Origin of the sequence: Saccharibacillus sacchari, assembly GCF_037722395.1 — a bacterium.
GTDB classification, from domain to species: domain Bacteria; phylum Bacillota; class Bacilli; order Paenibacillales; family Paenibacillaceae; genus Saccharibacillus; species Saccharibacillus sacchari_A.
Window position 1 is genome coordinate 17,856 of sequence record NZ_JBBKAR010000006.1, and the last position, 14,593, is coordinate 32,448.

The 14,593-nt window shown below is 53.3% G+C and carries 8 protein-coding genes; 4 read left to right on the top strand and 4 right to left on the bottom strand.

Translation table 11 applies throughout. From position 1 onward, the window contains the following. Positions 1-30: 30 nt before the first annotated feature. Entirely contained in the window at positions 31-1,797 is a 1,767-nt protein-coding gene (locus tag WKI47_RS02710; protein WP_340225654.1) for an ABC transporter substrate-binding protein, read from the bottom strand. A 148-nt stretch (positions 1,798-1,945) separates the two neighbouring features. Between WKI47_RS02710 and WKI47_RS02715 the strand changes: the two genes are divergently transcribed. Together WKI47_RS02715 and mgtE are read left to right on the top strand one after the other, a co-directional pair. Next, positions 1,946-3,193: an MFS transporter gene (locus tag WKI47_RS02715; RefSeq protein WP_340225675.1), complete on the top strand. Its 1,248-nt coding sequence runs from the start codon at positions 1,946-1,948 to the stop codon at positions 3,191-3,193. Positions 3,194-3,492: 299 nt separating this feature from the next. After that, a complete protein-coding gene (gene mgtE, locus WKI47_RS02720) occupies positions 3,493-4,866 on the top strand; it encodes a magnesium transporter (RefSeq protein WP_340225655.1) in 1,374 nt (457 codons plus the stop codon). 370 nt (positions 4,867-5,236) lie between these two features. On the opposite strand, the gene WKI47_RS02725 is transcribed toward mgtE, so the two are convergent. After that, entirely contained in the window at positions 5,237-7,606 is a 2,370-nt protein-coding gene (locus WKI47_RS02725) for a heavy metal translocating P-type ATPase (RefSeq protein ID WP_340225656.1), read from the bottom strand. 279 nt (positions 7,607-7,885) lie between these two features. Between WKI47_RS02725 and WKI47_RS02730 the strand changes: the two genes are divergently transcribed. Then, the gene (locus WKI47_RS02730) at positions 7,886-8,194 is read left to right on the top strand and encodes an ArsR/SmtB family transcription factor (RefSeq protein WP_051507534.1); all 309 of its coding nucleotides are present in this window, start codon (positions 7,886-7,888) and stop codon (positions 8,192-8,194) included. A gap of 266 nt (positions 8,195-8,460) precedes the next feature. Here WKI47_RS02730 and WKI47_RS02735 read toward each other — a convergent pair whose 3' ends face one another. Continuing rightward, the gene (locus WKI47_RS02735; RefSeq protein WP_340225657.1) at positions 8,461-9,570 is read right to left on the bottom strand and encodes a cation diffusion facilitator family transporter; all 1,110 of its coding nucleotides are present in this window, start codon (positions 9,568-9,570) and stop codon (positions 8,461-8,463) included. A 129-nt stretch (positions 9,571-9,699) separates the two neighbouring features. Beyond that, a complete protein-coding gene (locus WKI47_RS02740) occupies positions 9,700-11,424 on the bottom strand; it encodes a glutamine--tRNA ligase/YqeY domain fusion protein (protein ID WP_425355426.1) in 1,725 nt (574 codons plus the stop codon). Positions 11,425-12,153: 729 nt separating this feature from the next. On the opposite strand from WKI47_RS02740, the gene WKI47_RS02745 reads away from it, so the two are divergent. Beyond that, positions 12,154-14,358: an anthranilate synthase component I gene (locus WKI47_RS02745; RefSeq protein WP_340225658.1), complete on the top strand. Its 2,205-nt coding sequence runs from the start codon at positions 12,154-12,156 to the stop codon at positions 14,356-14,358. Positions 14,359-14,593: the final 235 nt, after the last annotated feature.

The following is a 14,593-nucleotide window of genomic DNA, read 5'->3' on the forward strand; positions in this document are numbered from 1 at the left end:
TTCTAAGCATACGTCGACATGGACAGAGGTTCAATCCTTTTCCCGTGTATTCTCGCTCTTGACCCATAGGCGGGAGAGATTGGGAAAACCCAAAGAGTCCATGCGCAGCCCGTACAGATTGCGATTGAAATAGCCGCGATGATTGATATGCGTCCCGTACAGCAGCCAATTTTCTTGCTCCAGCAAAGCCTGCGCACGTTCGAACACTTCGGCGCGTCCCGCTTTTTCTTTGCCCATGAATCCGTCGAACAGTCTGTGCAGCTCAGCCAGACGTCGATCGTCCAGCTTGCGGTTGAGATACGTGCCTTCGTTAAGGAAAAAGTTCAACAATTCCAATTCCCAATCGTCTTCCAGCATTTCCGTCGCCAACGCCAGCTCGCCGGACTCGGACTCCGTTCTGCACAGCGAAATTTCCTGCGGACACAGTTCCAGCTTCAGACCGACCAGACTGCAACGGTCTTTTAGCCATTGCGCTTCGAGCCGTTCCTGCTTGCGGTCCATAAACACGAGTTGCAGCGTTTGTCCTTCGTAGCCGCTTCGGCGCAGACGCTCTGACGCTTCGTCGAGAGAAGAAGGCGGGATCACGGAACGTTTGCTGCGCGAAGGCAAAAAACCTGCCGCCGGTTCGATCAGATTGCCGCCCAGATCCTCGATGATCGCGTGCCGGTCATATAACAGGCGAACGGCTTCGCGGAATTCCGGATCGTGGTGAATGCCCGGCGTACGGAAGTTAAAAATCAGATAACGACAGCCCATGCCGGGTTTGCTCAATTCTTTGCTGTCTTCCACATCGTCTTGATCCGAAAGATGGTACGTCCGGCTTTCCTGCTCGATTCCGGGCAAAAACCAGACATCAACCCGATCAATCAACGGACGATACCCGAAATAACCATCAAAAGCGGTCAGTGTCAGCTTGCTTTTCTCCAACTTGCCGATACGAAACGGACCGCTGCCGATCGGCAATCCTTCTTTTTCTTCCACCGGAAGAACAGCCATATACAAACACCCCGCCAAATGCAGAAAGAAAGCGTTGGGACGCGACAATCGGAACACGACGACGTAATCGCCGAATGTTTCTACGTCTTCCACATCCCCGAACAGTTTGATCGCGGGCGAATTTTTACGGCGCAGGCGGTACAACGTCGATTGAACATCGCGCGAAGTCAGCAGGCGGCCGTCGTGAAAACGAACACCTTTGCGCAAATAAAAAGTCCAGCGCGTTCGGTCGTCATTGCTTTCCCATCGATGGGCCAGCTTGGGCAAAAAGCTTTCGGACACCGTATCGTAATCGACGAGCGTATCGAACAATTGACCCAAAATATACACTTCGAACACCGTATAAGCAAAAGCGGGATCGACGTTTTCCAAACGTTGGCCCCGGATCATCTGAAGCACGTCGCGGGTAGACGATTCTTCCGGCTCGCTGCGCAGACCCAGGTACACGTTGACCCGCGTCCACATCTTCTGCTTGAGATTCTCGTCGACCTGGGCGTCCGAGATCAGATCGAGCGCTTCGCTCATGCGACCGTTTTCCAAAAGCGCATCGACTTTCATCTCCAGCACTTCGCCGATCGGACGCAAAAACACCAGCGTGGACCCGTTCCCTCTTCCGCGTCCCGGCGTCCAACGTATCCAGCCTTTTTCTTCGAGACGCCGCAGAACGAACTTGACGTTGCGCGGCGTGCAGAATAACAGCTCCGCCAGCTTTTCTATCGTAACCGGGACAGCACCGTCCGCGTTTTTCGTTTCGCGCAATCCCCGATGAATCTGCACATAATGCTGCATTCCGCTATCCATAAGCCTCGCTCCTTTCGACGCATAATGACTTCGTTGCTTTATTCGAACATATAAAAGGTGAAAAAAGCAAATCTTTTATTACCCTTTTTCTTCTCCTTTTGGCTAGGTACAATGACGACAGTTCAACATAAGGAGCGTAAGGCCCATGATTCCAAAAGCGTTAAAAAGTATTCACCCACTGGCTTGGACGATCATTGTCGGCACAATGTTCGGACGTGTCGTGACTTCGATGAGCATTCCGTTCCTCGCGATCTACTTGACCGGAACGATGGGCGTATCCGCTACCCAGACCGGATTCATCGTAGCCGCAAGTTCGCTCGCAGGCGTCTCGATCAGCTTCTACGGCGGTTATATCTCGGACCGAATCGGCCGTAAAAAAGTCATGCTCGTCTCCGTTTTTTGCTGGGCAGCCGTCTTTTTCGGTTTTGCGGCATCGACAGAAGTCTGGATGTTTTTCGTTTTCAACGTACTGAACGGCTTGTGCCGCTCTGTATTCGAGCCGGCTTCGCGAGCCTTGTTATCCGATACGACGGCACCCGAACATAAGCTGTTGGTGTTCAACCTGCGTTATGCAGCTATCAATATCGGCGTCGTGTTTGGACCGATTCTCGGCCTTCAGCTAGGCTCGGCAGAATCCACTTTTCCTTTTCTGGTGGCAGGTATCGTGTATGTGATGTACGGTTTCGTACTGGTCGTCCAATTTGCCGCGCATCGCAGCGCATTGCCGGTTCCGAGCGAAGCTGCGCCTCCCAAAATTCGCGAAGCGCTATCCGTAACAAGCCGGGATCGGATCTTCCTGCCGATCCTGATCGGAACGACGTTCTGCGTGCTCGGATACGGACATTTCAGTTCGACGCTCGCCCAATATCTATCGTTGGCTCCGGGGCTTAGCAACGGAAAAGAACTATTCTCGTACATGCTGGCCATGAACGCGGCGGTCGTGCTTCTGGTGCAATACCCGATCGTAAAAACGGCCAGCCGCTTCCGTCCGGTCGTTCCGCTGATTTTGGGGAATGTGTTCGTTGCGATCTCTTTGCTTATGTTCGGCCTGGGGCATAGTCTCTTTTTGCTGCTGGCGGGTGTATTCGTCTTTACGGTCGGCGAGGTGCTGATGTTCACGATGATGGACATGCTGATCGACCGAATCGCCAAGCCCGAGTGGAAAGGCACGTATTTCGGAACGATCGGCTTCAACAATATCGGTAACGTGGTGGCTCCAATCGTCGGAGGGCTTCTGCTCGATCAGTTTGCGCTGCAAAGCGGAGTGGCTGTGTTCGCTCCTCTGGCGCTGTTGACGGCATGCGGATTGCCTTTCCTCTGGGCGGCGCACAAGCGGTTGACGGCGAAAGAAGCTGCGGACATCAAAAGCGACACGGCGAAAAGAAATCCGGCTTGAGGCTATTATCCTGTTGGGCTTGACCGATATCCGATACTCCTTCAAAAACGGCGTAGATGCTCTGAGCATTCACGCCGTTTTTGTGTTCGGAATCCGCATTTGTTCGTCGGTTGCCGGGCTTGCCGTAACCCTGATTGCCGCTCGGCTTGAACTTTTACTTGGTCGGTAAGCGTTTTGTCGCCAGCCTGGACGTTTACAGTTTAGAGAGTAAGCAATATGGACAGAGTCGACGCATACCTGAAAAGACGAGTCCCGCAAAAACGGATTCGCATGTTTGCACGGCTGTTAAGGAGGAACTTATGGCACCGATCCCTACCGCACAAGAAATGTATATCCGCCAACTGACCGAAGAAGCCCTTGGATTGCTTCGGCAAGAACGACCTACCGAATTTGAACACTTCGCCCGGGACGTGCACCCCTATGATCTGGTACAGATTTATCACGAGCTTTTACCCCATGATCAAAATCGATTCCTGCATCTGCTCCCGATCGAACAGCTTGCGGATCTGACCGAATCGACCAGCAATGCGGAACAGGTCGAGATCTTCGGCATACTGGGACCGGAACGTTCGATCGACGTGATGCAGCAGATGGACGAAGGCGACTTGGCGCGGTTTCTGAATGAACTGACGCCCGCCAAACGCGAAGAGCTGTTATCGAGCATGCAGGTGAGCAGCGCAACTTCGCTGCGCAAATTGCTGAGCTATCCGCCGGAAAGCGTCGGACGACTGATGTCGGAGCGCTTTATTTCGATCTCGGCCGAAGATACTCCACGAGAGGCCACGGAGCATATCCGCCGCGTGGCTTCGATCTCCGATACGATTAGTTATCTGTATGTCGTTGACGAAGACAAAAAGCTGGTGGGCGTCGTGTCGTATCACGATCTGTTTTTCGCAGCGGAAGACGCTACGATTAGCGATCTGATGAAAAAGCGCATCGTTACGGTTCCCGTTACGCTGGATCAGGAAGAAGCGGCACGATTGATCCAGGATTACGATTTTCTGGCACTGCCGGTAATCGACGAAGCGCAAAGGCTATGCGGCGTGATTACGGTAGACGATATTCTGGATATCGTCGTGTCCGAAGCCGACGAAGACGTAGCCAAAATGGGCGGCGGCGGAAAAGACATCGACTTTGACACCAAAGCTTTGGTAGCGGTAAGGCGGCGGCTTCCGTGGTTGATCCTGCTGCTGTTTATCGGGCTGGTATCGGGGAGTATCGTCGGGTATTTCGAAGATACCTTGCAGCAGATTGTCGCTCTGGCCTTCTTTATGCCGATGATCGCGGGGATGACCGGGAATACGGGCACGCAATCGCTTGCAGTCGTGGTACGGGGGCTTAACGGGCGCAAGCTGACGGCACCGACCGTATGGAAATTGATTCGGCGCGAATTGGTCGTGGGCGTGTCGATCGGCGTCTGCTGCGGCATCATTATTACGCTTATCGCCTACTTTTGGCAAGGGAATCTGGTCCTGGGAGGCATTATCGGTATTTCGCTATTGGCGACGTTGATTATCGGGACGCTGACGGGAACCTGTATTCCTCTGCTGCTGAGTCGGTTCAAGGTCGATCCGGCTGTCGCTTCGGGGCCTTTGATTACGACATTGAACGATATTTTGTCGTTGTTTATTTATTTCGGGATCGCTTCGCGGTTTTTGGGGATGATGGGGTGAGACGGGGGCGGCTTTGGTTTAGCCGCAAAAATCCTGTTCGTTAAGGGGGCTTGGGCGGCGCTGCGGGAGAAATTGCCAGCATAGGCTTCCGAAGTGCATTTCTTCGAAATGCTTCACAAGGCGCTGTCTCACTCATAAAACCTTCGGTTTTACGAGTTCAAAGGCGCCTTTCCCTGAATTTCTCCCTCCGCTTGGCGAAGCTTCTTAACGAGCAGGTTATTCGACTAAACAAAGCCCTCTCTTTGGGTAGAGAGGGCTTTGTTTAGTACATTTAGTTATTAATGAACGGTGCTTTTTATAAAGAAAAGGTAAGGTTGCGGTTGGGAGATACTAAGTCATAGATTATGGCTGGATGATAAAGAGTATGCGATTAAAGTGAAGTCTGGGCTGGGGTTTGTTCGGGTTGCTGGGTAGTCGGGTTTGCTATTGGAGCACGCAGTACGCGCATGGCGTTGAGTACGGCAATCAATGTTACGCCGACGTCGGAGAATACGGCTTCCCACATGGTGGCGATGCCGAAAGCGCCTAGGATCAGGAAGACGGCTTTTACGCCGAGGGCGAAGATGATGTTTTGCCATACGATGCGGCGCGTGCGTTTGGCGATGCCGATTGCGGTAACGATCTTCGACGGTTCGTCGGTCATGATGACCACGTCGGCGGCTTCGATAGCGGCATCGGAGCCAAGTCCGCCCATCGCTACGCCGATATCGGCACGTGCCAGTACCGGGGTATCGTTGATGCCGTCGCCGACGAACAGGATTTTTTCTTTTGCTCCTTTTTCACGATCCAGTCGCTCGATCTGTTCGACTTTATGCTCGGGTAGCAGTTCGGCGTGAACTTCATCGATGCCGAGGCTGCGACCGACGAATTCGCCCACGCTTTTGGCATCGCCGGTCAGCATGACCGTTTTGCGAATGCCCAGATTTTTCAGGCCCCGAACAGCTTCCGCCGAATCCGTCTTCACTTCGTCCGCAATCACGATTCGGCCCGCGTAACGTCCGTCTACCGCGACGTGCACGACTGTACCCGTATCAGAGGATTCGATGAAGGAAATGCCTTCTGCCCGCATCAGCTTGGCGTTGCCGGCCAGCACGGTCGATCCGTCTAATCTTGCCCGGATACCGTGACCGGATACTTCTTCGTAATCATTCACTTTCGATTCATCAAGCTCGCGGCCGAAGGCTTCACGGATCGAGTCGGCGATCGGATGGTTCGAATGCAACTCGGCGTAAGCGGCGGATTCCAGCAATTGTTCTTTTTCAAAACCATTCTCAGGATGGATCGCGGTCACGTTGAAGCTGCCTTGAGTCAGGGTTCCGGTCTTATCGAATACGACGATCTTGACGTTATTCAAGGCTTCCAGATAGTTGCCGCCTTTGACCAATACGCCTTGTTTGGACGCTGCGCCAATACCACCGAAGAAGCCGAGCGGTATGGAGACAACCAACGCACAAGGACAAGAGATGACCAGGAAGATCAAAGCGCGATAGATCCAGTCGGAGAACAACGCACCGAGTATGAATAGCGGCGGAACGACGGCAAGGAGCAGGGCGGTGATCACCACGATCGGCGTGTAGGCACGGGCGAATTTGTTGATAAACGTCTCGGTCGGCGCTTTGCGTCCGGCCGCATTTTCAACCAGTTCCAAAATTTTGGCTACGGATGATTCGCCGAACGTACGCATAACCTCTATGGTCAGCACGCCGTTTTTGTTAATAAATCCGCCGAGCACTTCGTCTCCGGCTTTGACGCCGCGAGGCACGGATTCCCCCGTGAGCGCCGAGGTATCCACCAAGGAAGAACCCTCGACGATTCGTCCGTCCAGCGGTACCTTTTCACCGGGGCGAACCAGAATGTAGGCACCGACTGCTACCGATTCGGGCTTCACTCTTTTCGTCTCGCCGTCTACCTTCAAGTTGGCGTAGTCGGGACGGATATTCAGCAGCGACGTAATCGATTTGCGCGAGCGGTTGACAGCCAGGCTTTGGAAAAACTCGCCTACTTGGTAGAACAGCATAACGGCTACGCCTTCCGGGTATTCTCCGATTGCAAAAGCGCCGATTGTCGCTACCGACATCAGGAAATATTCATCGAAGACTTGTCCGCGGAAAATGTTTTTCACCGCTTGCCACACGACATCTCCACCGACGGTCAGATACGCCAGCAGGAATAAGGCCAGTTCGATTCCTCCGTTAAGCGGAGCGAGCAATGCCGTTGCCATAAGCGCCGCGCCTATACCCAGTCGGATCAACAGTTTCTTTTGGCTGCCGCCATGATCGTGTGTGTGCCCGGCGTGCCCATGTTCAGCATGATCATGACCCGCATGGTCGTGTCCTTCATGGTCATGGCTGGCGTGTGCATGTCCGCGTTCGCCGGGCTTGGAGCTGTGAGTATGTTCATTCGATCCGTCACGATGTACATGACCGGAAGAACCTGTAACGACCGCGCCCGGGGCGGACTGGACAATACGGCCTTTGGCATCGACAGGCTGCCTTGTTCCTTTCAACACGATCTGTACATGAGGCTCAAGCTTTTTGATCGTTCCGGCGGCTTTCGAAGATACTTCCGCCTCCTGCTCCGAATCCGTTTCAAAGGTCAGCGTTTTGTTCACGAAGTTCAGCGAGCATGCGGATACGCCTTGCATCTTCTGTACGCTGTTTTCGATCTTGAGTGCGCAGTTGGCACAATCCAGCCCTTCAAGCACCCATTCGCGCTTGATGGTTCCTGTAGCGGTTCCCATAACGATCCCTCCCGGTTAATCTCTAATCATGCTATTCAAAAACATTACGGATAATATATGAGCATGTGTTCATGTGTTATTCCGATTATAGCCCGCGTTTTCCGTGAAGTCAAAGCTTTGACCGAAAAAAAGCCTATTCGTAATCTCAACGATTTTTGTTATAATGGTCGTATGACGCATACGGGAAGGTGATGAAGCGTGACACAGGAAGCGCTACGCGAAGATGTGACGGACGAGTGCGGCCACGACGGCGCAGACAGCTCGGCTCCCCGAGACACGCTGGTTCAGATCAAGGAAAATTTTGTGGACGAATCCACCACTATAGATATGGCCGAAATGTTCAAAGCACTCGGCGATCCGACCCGGGTGAGAATTATTTATGCGCTGCTGCAAAAAGAGCTCTGCGTGCATGACGTTTGCATTGTGCTTGATATGACGCAATCGGCTGTCTCGCATCAGCTTCGGTATCTGCGCAACACTCGTATCGTGAAACGGCGCAAAGTCGGCAAAACGGTGTTTTATTCGCTGGATGACCGGCATGTGGAGGAGATTTTTGCTCAGACGTTGCAGCATTTGAAACACGGGTGAGGGAAGGTCCTGTTCGTGGGGGAAGCTGGGGGCTCTGCGGGAGAAATTGCCAGCATAGGCTTCCGAAGTGCATTTCTTCGAAATGCTTCACAAGACGCTGTCTCGCGTTGCTCAAAGGCGTCTTGACCTGAAATTTCTCCCTCCGCTGCGAGCTTCGTTAGCAATCAGGAGCTTGTTGGGGTAGTAAGTAAAGAAAGGGAAGCCCGAAATTGGGCTTCCCTTTTGGCGTTGTGGAACAGATTAGCGTCTTATTTTTACTCCAGATATTAGTCGCCGTCTTTCACTTTGCAATCGAAGCCTGGAAGGTCGAGTTGGATGGTGATGTGCGAAATGCCGAATTCTTCGGTTAGGAGATGGCGGGCTTGGGTTAGGACGGTGGGGCCGTCGGCTGCGTTACTGAGCATAAGGTGAGCGCTGAGCAGCGGGAGATCGGAGGACAAGGACCAGATATGCAGGTCGTGTACGTTTTGTACGCCCGGAATTTTGGACAATTGTTCGCGGATCTCGTTGGCATCGTACCCCGCCGGGGTGCCTTCCATCAGGATATGCACGGAGTCGCGCGTAATGCGGTAAGCACTTAAAAGAACCAAAGCGGCTACGATTACGCTGGCGATCGGGTCGGCAAGGTCCCAACCGAAAACCATGATCAGAATTGCCGCCACGATTGCGCCGACCGAGCCGAGCAAGTCTCCGATGACGTGCAGGAAAGCACTTCGAATATTCAGATTTTCCGATGTATCGCCTCGCATCAACAAATAAGCGGCCGTTATATTGACGAGCAGGCCGATAACAGCGATCGTCAGCATGCCTGTGCTCATAACGCTCGGCGGATCGGAGAAGCGCTGGAACGCCTCGTAGAAAATGTATAACGAGATGCCCAGCAGTGCCAGACCGTTCAGGAAAGCTGCAAGAACTTCAAAGCGTTTATATCCGTACGTCTTGGCACTGCTTGCCCGACGTTCGCCCCAGATCATAGCGAGTAGGCTGAGTCCAAGTGCTACGGCGTCGCTCAGCATATGGCCTGCATCGGATAACAAGGCCAAGCTGTTTGTAACAAGACCCCCGATGACTTCGACGATCATGTAGGATGCGATCAGGAAAAAAGATAATTTAAGCGCCTTTTTGTTGGCATTATGCGTGTGGGAATGACCTCCCGGCCCATGCGAATGACCGTGGCCGCTAAGATTATGGGCTCTGCGGCGACTATTGGAGCTACTTGCATGATAGTGACCCGCATGGCCGTCAGGGTTGTGTGAGTGATGATCGTGATGGTGAGAATCGGAGTGGTTGTGGTCATGTTCATGACTGTCATGAATCTGATGTTCATTTGAACCGTGTTTTGCGAATGGTTTTGGTTTATCTGGGATTTGACTCATGTGACTCGCCCTCTTTCTAACACATATGAGTAATTGCTCATACGTTCACTATAAACCCCTTTTATTAATCTGGCAAGTCGTTTGGGTTATTTTCCATAGAAAACGCTCCGCCGGAGCGAAGCGTTTTGTTTATTTGGAAGCTTTATGTTTGGAATCTTTTAACGAAACGATCCGATTAAACACCCGTTCACCTGAAGCTCCCAGATCCGGGTCAAGCGCGTAATAACCATGGCGAATAAATTGAAAACGATCCCCTGCCGACGCATCTTTCACACCGGATTCTACTCGCGCATGGGTGATTTTCACCAAGGAATTCGGATCGACGAGCGCTGCCCATTCGTTGCCCGATTCGATCAACCGAGCATCCGGCTTCAACAAAGGACCATAATGACGAATTTCCGCCGGAACAGAATGCTTAACCGAAACCCAGTGGAGCGTCGCTTTGACTTTGCGGGCATCAAAGCCGGTTCCGCTGCGCGTAGCCGGGTCATAGGTTCCGCGAAGCTCTAGGATCTCCCCGGTTGCAGGATCTTTGATGATCTCCGTGCAGGTGATAAAATACGCGCCTTTCAATCGGACTTCTTTTCCGGGAGCCAGACGATGAAATCCCTTGATCGGTTCTTCCATGAAGTCTTCCCGTTCCAGATACAGCTCGCGAGCGAACGGCACTCGTCGTTTGCCCATCGATTCGTTTTCGGCGTTATTTTCGATATCCAGCCATTCGGTCTCTCCTGCCGGATAATTGGTAATGACGAATTTGATCGGGTCGAGCACGGTCATGATGCTTTTTGCTTTGGGCTTCAAGTCCTGACGCACGGCATGATCCAACAAAGCGATGTCGACCGTGCTGGACGTTCGAATCATGCCAACGTCGCGAATGAAGCGGCGAATACTCTCGGGAGTCACTCCTTTTCGACGCAAGCCCATCAGCGTAGGAAGACGAGGATCGTCCCAACCGGACACGAATCCGCCTTCGACAAGTTCTCTCAAATAACGTTTGCTGGTCACGACTCCGGTAATGTTTAAACGTCCGAACTCTTTTTGTTTAGGAGCTTCTGGAATATTCAGTTCATTCATTACCCACTCATACAATGGACGATGGTCTTTGAATTCGATCGAGCACAAGGAATGCGTAATGCCCTCAATGGCGTCTTGAATCGGATGGGCAAAATCGTACATCGGGTAGATGCACCAAGTATCTCCCGTCCGGTAATGCGGAGCGTGAATGATCCGGTAAAGAGCCGGATCGCGCAGCGTCGGATTAGGGGATTGCATATCGATCTTGGCACGCAGCACCTTGGCTCCCGCCTCGTATTCTCCTGCCCGCATACGGCGGAATAAATCCAGATTTTCTTCGATGGAACGTTCCCTGTACGGGCTGTCGGTTCCCGGCCCGGTCAGCGTACCGCGATACTCCGCCATCTCTGCCGGAGTCAGATCGCAGACGTAAGCTTTTCCTTTTCGGATCAAATCCAGTGCCGACTCGTAGATTTGTTCCGCGTAATCCGACCCGAAAAAGACTTCCGGTTCCAGCCCCAGCCAGCGAATATCCACTTCGATCGCACGAACGTACTTCATGTCTTCTTTCAACGGATTGGTATCGTCGAAGCGCAGATTGAACGTACCACCGAAGCGCTCCGCCATCCCTGCATTGGTTAAAATAGCAAACGCGCTGCCGATATGCAGGTATCCGTTAGGCTCAGGCGGGAAACGTGTGGCGATCGGGCGGGAATAAGTTCCGGCATCCAGATCCTGCTGAATGATTTTGCCGATAAAATGCTCTGCGTCCGCGTCCAGCTTATGTTCCGGTTTATGGATGGTTGCGTATTTATTTTCATGTTCAAACGTAGTCAACAATAAAACCTCCTCAATCGAATCTCCGAATTGGCGTTGCCTCGGCAACGTCGAGCGCAAACTAAAAATCCCACCTCCAAGACGTATCGTCTCGGAGGCGGGATATTGTTCGCGGTGCCACTCCGGATTCGTCGCCGCCTCGCGGCAAACGACCTCATCAGGTACGTCGTAACTATGCCGTATGGCATTCGCACGGTTATACCCTGGCTCTATAACAGGAGCACCTGTCGCTTCATCCTTCCTGATCGGAATTCCGAAACGCTGCGGACAACCTCTGAACCTTATGTGGCTCATAGGCTTGTCGGACGGGGCTTGGTTCGGGTCGACTTTTGGCATCCCTTCTCAGCTTACCGGGACTCTCTGTAGTCAATCATGCGACCGTACTCTTCCCATCACTCGCGTTTTTTTGATTTGGAATCTTACTCGTTATTCTTACGCTTTGAGCGTGAACAGATATTATCATACATATGGTAAAATGACAATGCGCGGACTCGGGATTGACAAGCGGCCTGCCAACCGGGTATGATGTGCGGTAAGTCCGGAGAGCCGGACTGCCCGCGGAAGAGTCCGCACGCAATACCGAGCCGATTTACCCTACACCAGCAGAGCCTGAGCAGAGACAAGAGCAGAGACAAGTTGAGCGGAGCCGAGTCCCCACTTTCAATCGCATATCCATCACTTTCTTTCTCTTTTCTCTCCAACCTTGCTCCAATCGAAGGAGGAGAAAAAGTGAAATTTCAAGCCACTCTCAGTCCACAACAAACGACGTACGCAACCCAGGGCAACCTGGAAATCACACGCACCCTGACCCCTCTTGACTCATCCGAGGCGGTATCTCCTATTCTGGACCGAATCGATAGCCATCGCGGCGCCCTGTTCACCAGCGGCTATGAATTTCCGGGCCGTTATTCGAGATGGGACGTCGGATTTTTGAACCCGCCGATCGAGCTTCGCTCTTCGCGCGGTCTTTTTGAGATTCAATCTTTGAACGAACGCGGCGATCTGCTGCTTGATTTTTTGCATCACCATCTGTCCAACGATCCGGTATTCGAGCTATCGCGTGACGGCGGTCTGATCTCCGGCTCTATTTTGCATCAAGAAGACGAAGACGAACTGTTGTCCGAAGAAGATCGTACTCGTCGCCCGTCGATTTTCACGCTGATCCGCAGCATTAAAAACGCTCTCGAAGCTCCGGAAGACTCGCAGCTCGGTCTGTACGGCGCGTTCGGCTATGATCTGGTGTTCCAGTTCGAACCGATGCCGCTTAAGCACGAACGTACGCTTGAACGTCCGGATGTCGTATTGTACCTGCCGGACGAGATCGTTATGGTCGACCGTCAAATGGGCCAAGCGTACAAGCTGAGGTACGATTTCGCGCTGGAGGGTCGTTCGACTGCCGGACTTGACCGCTCGACGCCGCCGACCGCGACTTCGGTTTCTTCCGCAACTTCCGCGCCGCAACTGCCGGAATATGTTCCGGGACGTTACGCAAGCCTGGTCGACACCGCTATCGAAGAATTCAAAGTCGGCAATCTGTTCGAAGTCGTACCGACGCAGACGCTGTACGAGCCTTGCCCGGAAGCGCCTTCCGCCGTTTTCCGCCGACTGTGCGAGATCAATCCGAGTCCATACGGCTTTATTGTCAATCTGGGCACGGAGCATCTAGTCGGTTCGTCGCCGGAAATGTACGTACGGGTCGAAAACAAAAGGATGGAAACGTGCCCGATCTCCGGTACGATCAAACGCGGCGCTTCTCCGATCGAGGACGCCGAGCAAATCCGCAAACTGCTCAATTCGCACAAAGACGAAGCCGAGCTGAATATGTGCACCGACGTTGACCGCAACGACAAATCGCGTGTCTGCGAACCGGGTTCGGTCAATGTGATCGGGCATCGGCAGATCGAGACGTATTCCCATCTGTTCCATACGGTCGACCATGTGGAAGGCACGCTGCGGGAAGGCTGCGACGCGCTCGATGCCTTTATGACGCATATGTGGGCCGTTACGGTCACGGGCGCTCCCAAAAAGGCGGCGATCCGCTGGATCGAAGACCATGAAGACTCCCCGCGCGACTGGTATGGAGGCGCTGTCGGATTTTACAGCTTCGACGGCGGCTTGAATACCGGCTTGACGCTGCGCACGATTCGGATTCGCGGCGGCGTAGCCGAAATCCGGGTCGGCGCGACACTGCTGTACGATTCGATTCCCGCGGAAGAGGAAGAAGAAACGCTGACGAAAGGCGCGGCGCTGCTCAAAGCGGTTCGCGGCAATCGCACGGTTGGCGCAGCAGCACTTTCCGCATCGGAACAAGCTTCCAACCAACCGGGGGCGGGGAAAAAATTGCTGTTCGTCGACCATGAAGACTCTTTCGTGCATACGCTGGCGGGTTACTTCAAAGAAACGGGAGCCGATGTGCTGGTTCTTCGTACCGCGGCTGCGTTGCGCGTGCTGCGCAACGGCGAAGCTTTTGACGGGATCGTGTTGTCGCCGGGACCGGGACGACCGGACGATTTCCGGATGCGCGAGGTATTGGATCTGGCATTGGAGCGCGAGGTTCCGCTGTTCGGCGTCTGCCTCGGCTTGCAAGGCATCGTCGAATACTTCGGCGGAAGTCTGGGCATCCTGGGCGTTCCGCAGCACGGCAAGCCCGCTTACGTCACGGCTACGGCGGATTGCCCGCTATTCGAAGGGATCGACGGCGCGTTCAAGGTCGGCCGTTACCACTCCCTGCACGCCGATACGATGCCGGAATCGCTGGAAGTAACGGCGCGTTCGGAAGACGGCGTGGTCATGGGCATCCGTCACCGCGAACTGCCGATCTATGCCGTTCAGTTCCATCCGGAATCGCTGCTGACCGCCGGAGGAAGAATCGGGCATCAGATCATCGGGAACTTTATGCGGACGGCGAATATGAGCCAGTCGGCGGTGCGGTAAGTTAGACTATTGCGTCAGGTCACTTCAAATCGGCTTCACTCGCATCATATCGCTTCAACGATACGCCTTCCGGCAAGCTTAATCGTCGCTTGCATGGAAGGCGTGTTTTTTCTGCTACCAGGCGTCAAGCTTGAACACAAAAAAACGCCCCGACCTATTCCGAAGAATAAGCGGGACGTGCTTCGTCACCGAATCGCGATATGATGTTTGGGACTCGTCTTAGTAAATCATAAAT

Bases quoted from the DNA above. Each gene is read 5' to 3' on its own strand.
- mgtE (WP_340225655.1), top strand. From the start codon at position 3,493: ATGGCACCGATCCCTACCGCACAAGAAATGTATATCCGCCAACTGACC.
- WKI47_RS02710 (WP_340225654.1), bottom strand. From the start codon at position 1,797: ATGGATAGCGGAATGCAGCATTATGTGCAGATTCATCGGGGATTGCGC.
- WKI47_RS02725 (WP_340225656.1), bottom strand. From the start codon at position 7,606: ATGGGAACCGCTACAGGAACCATCAAGCGCGAATGGGTGCTTGAAGGG.
- WKI47_RS02735 (WP_340225657.1), bottom strand. From the start codon at position 9,570: ATGAGTCAAATCCCAGATAAACCAAAACCATTCGCAAAACACGGTTCA.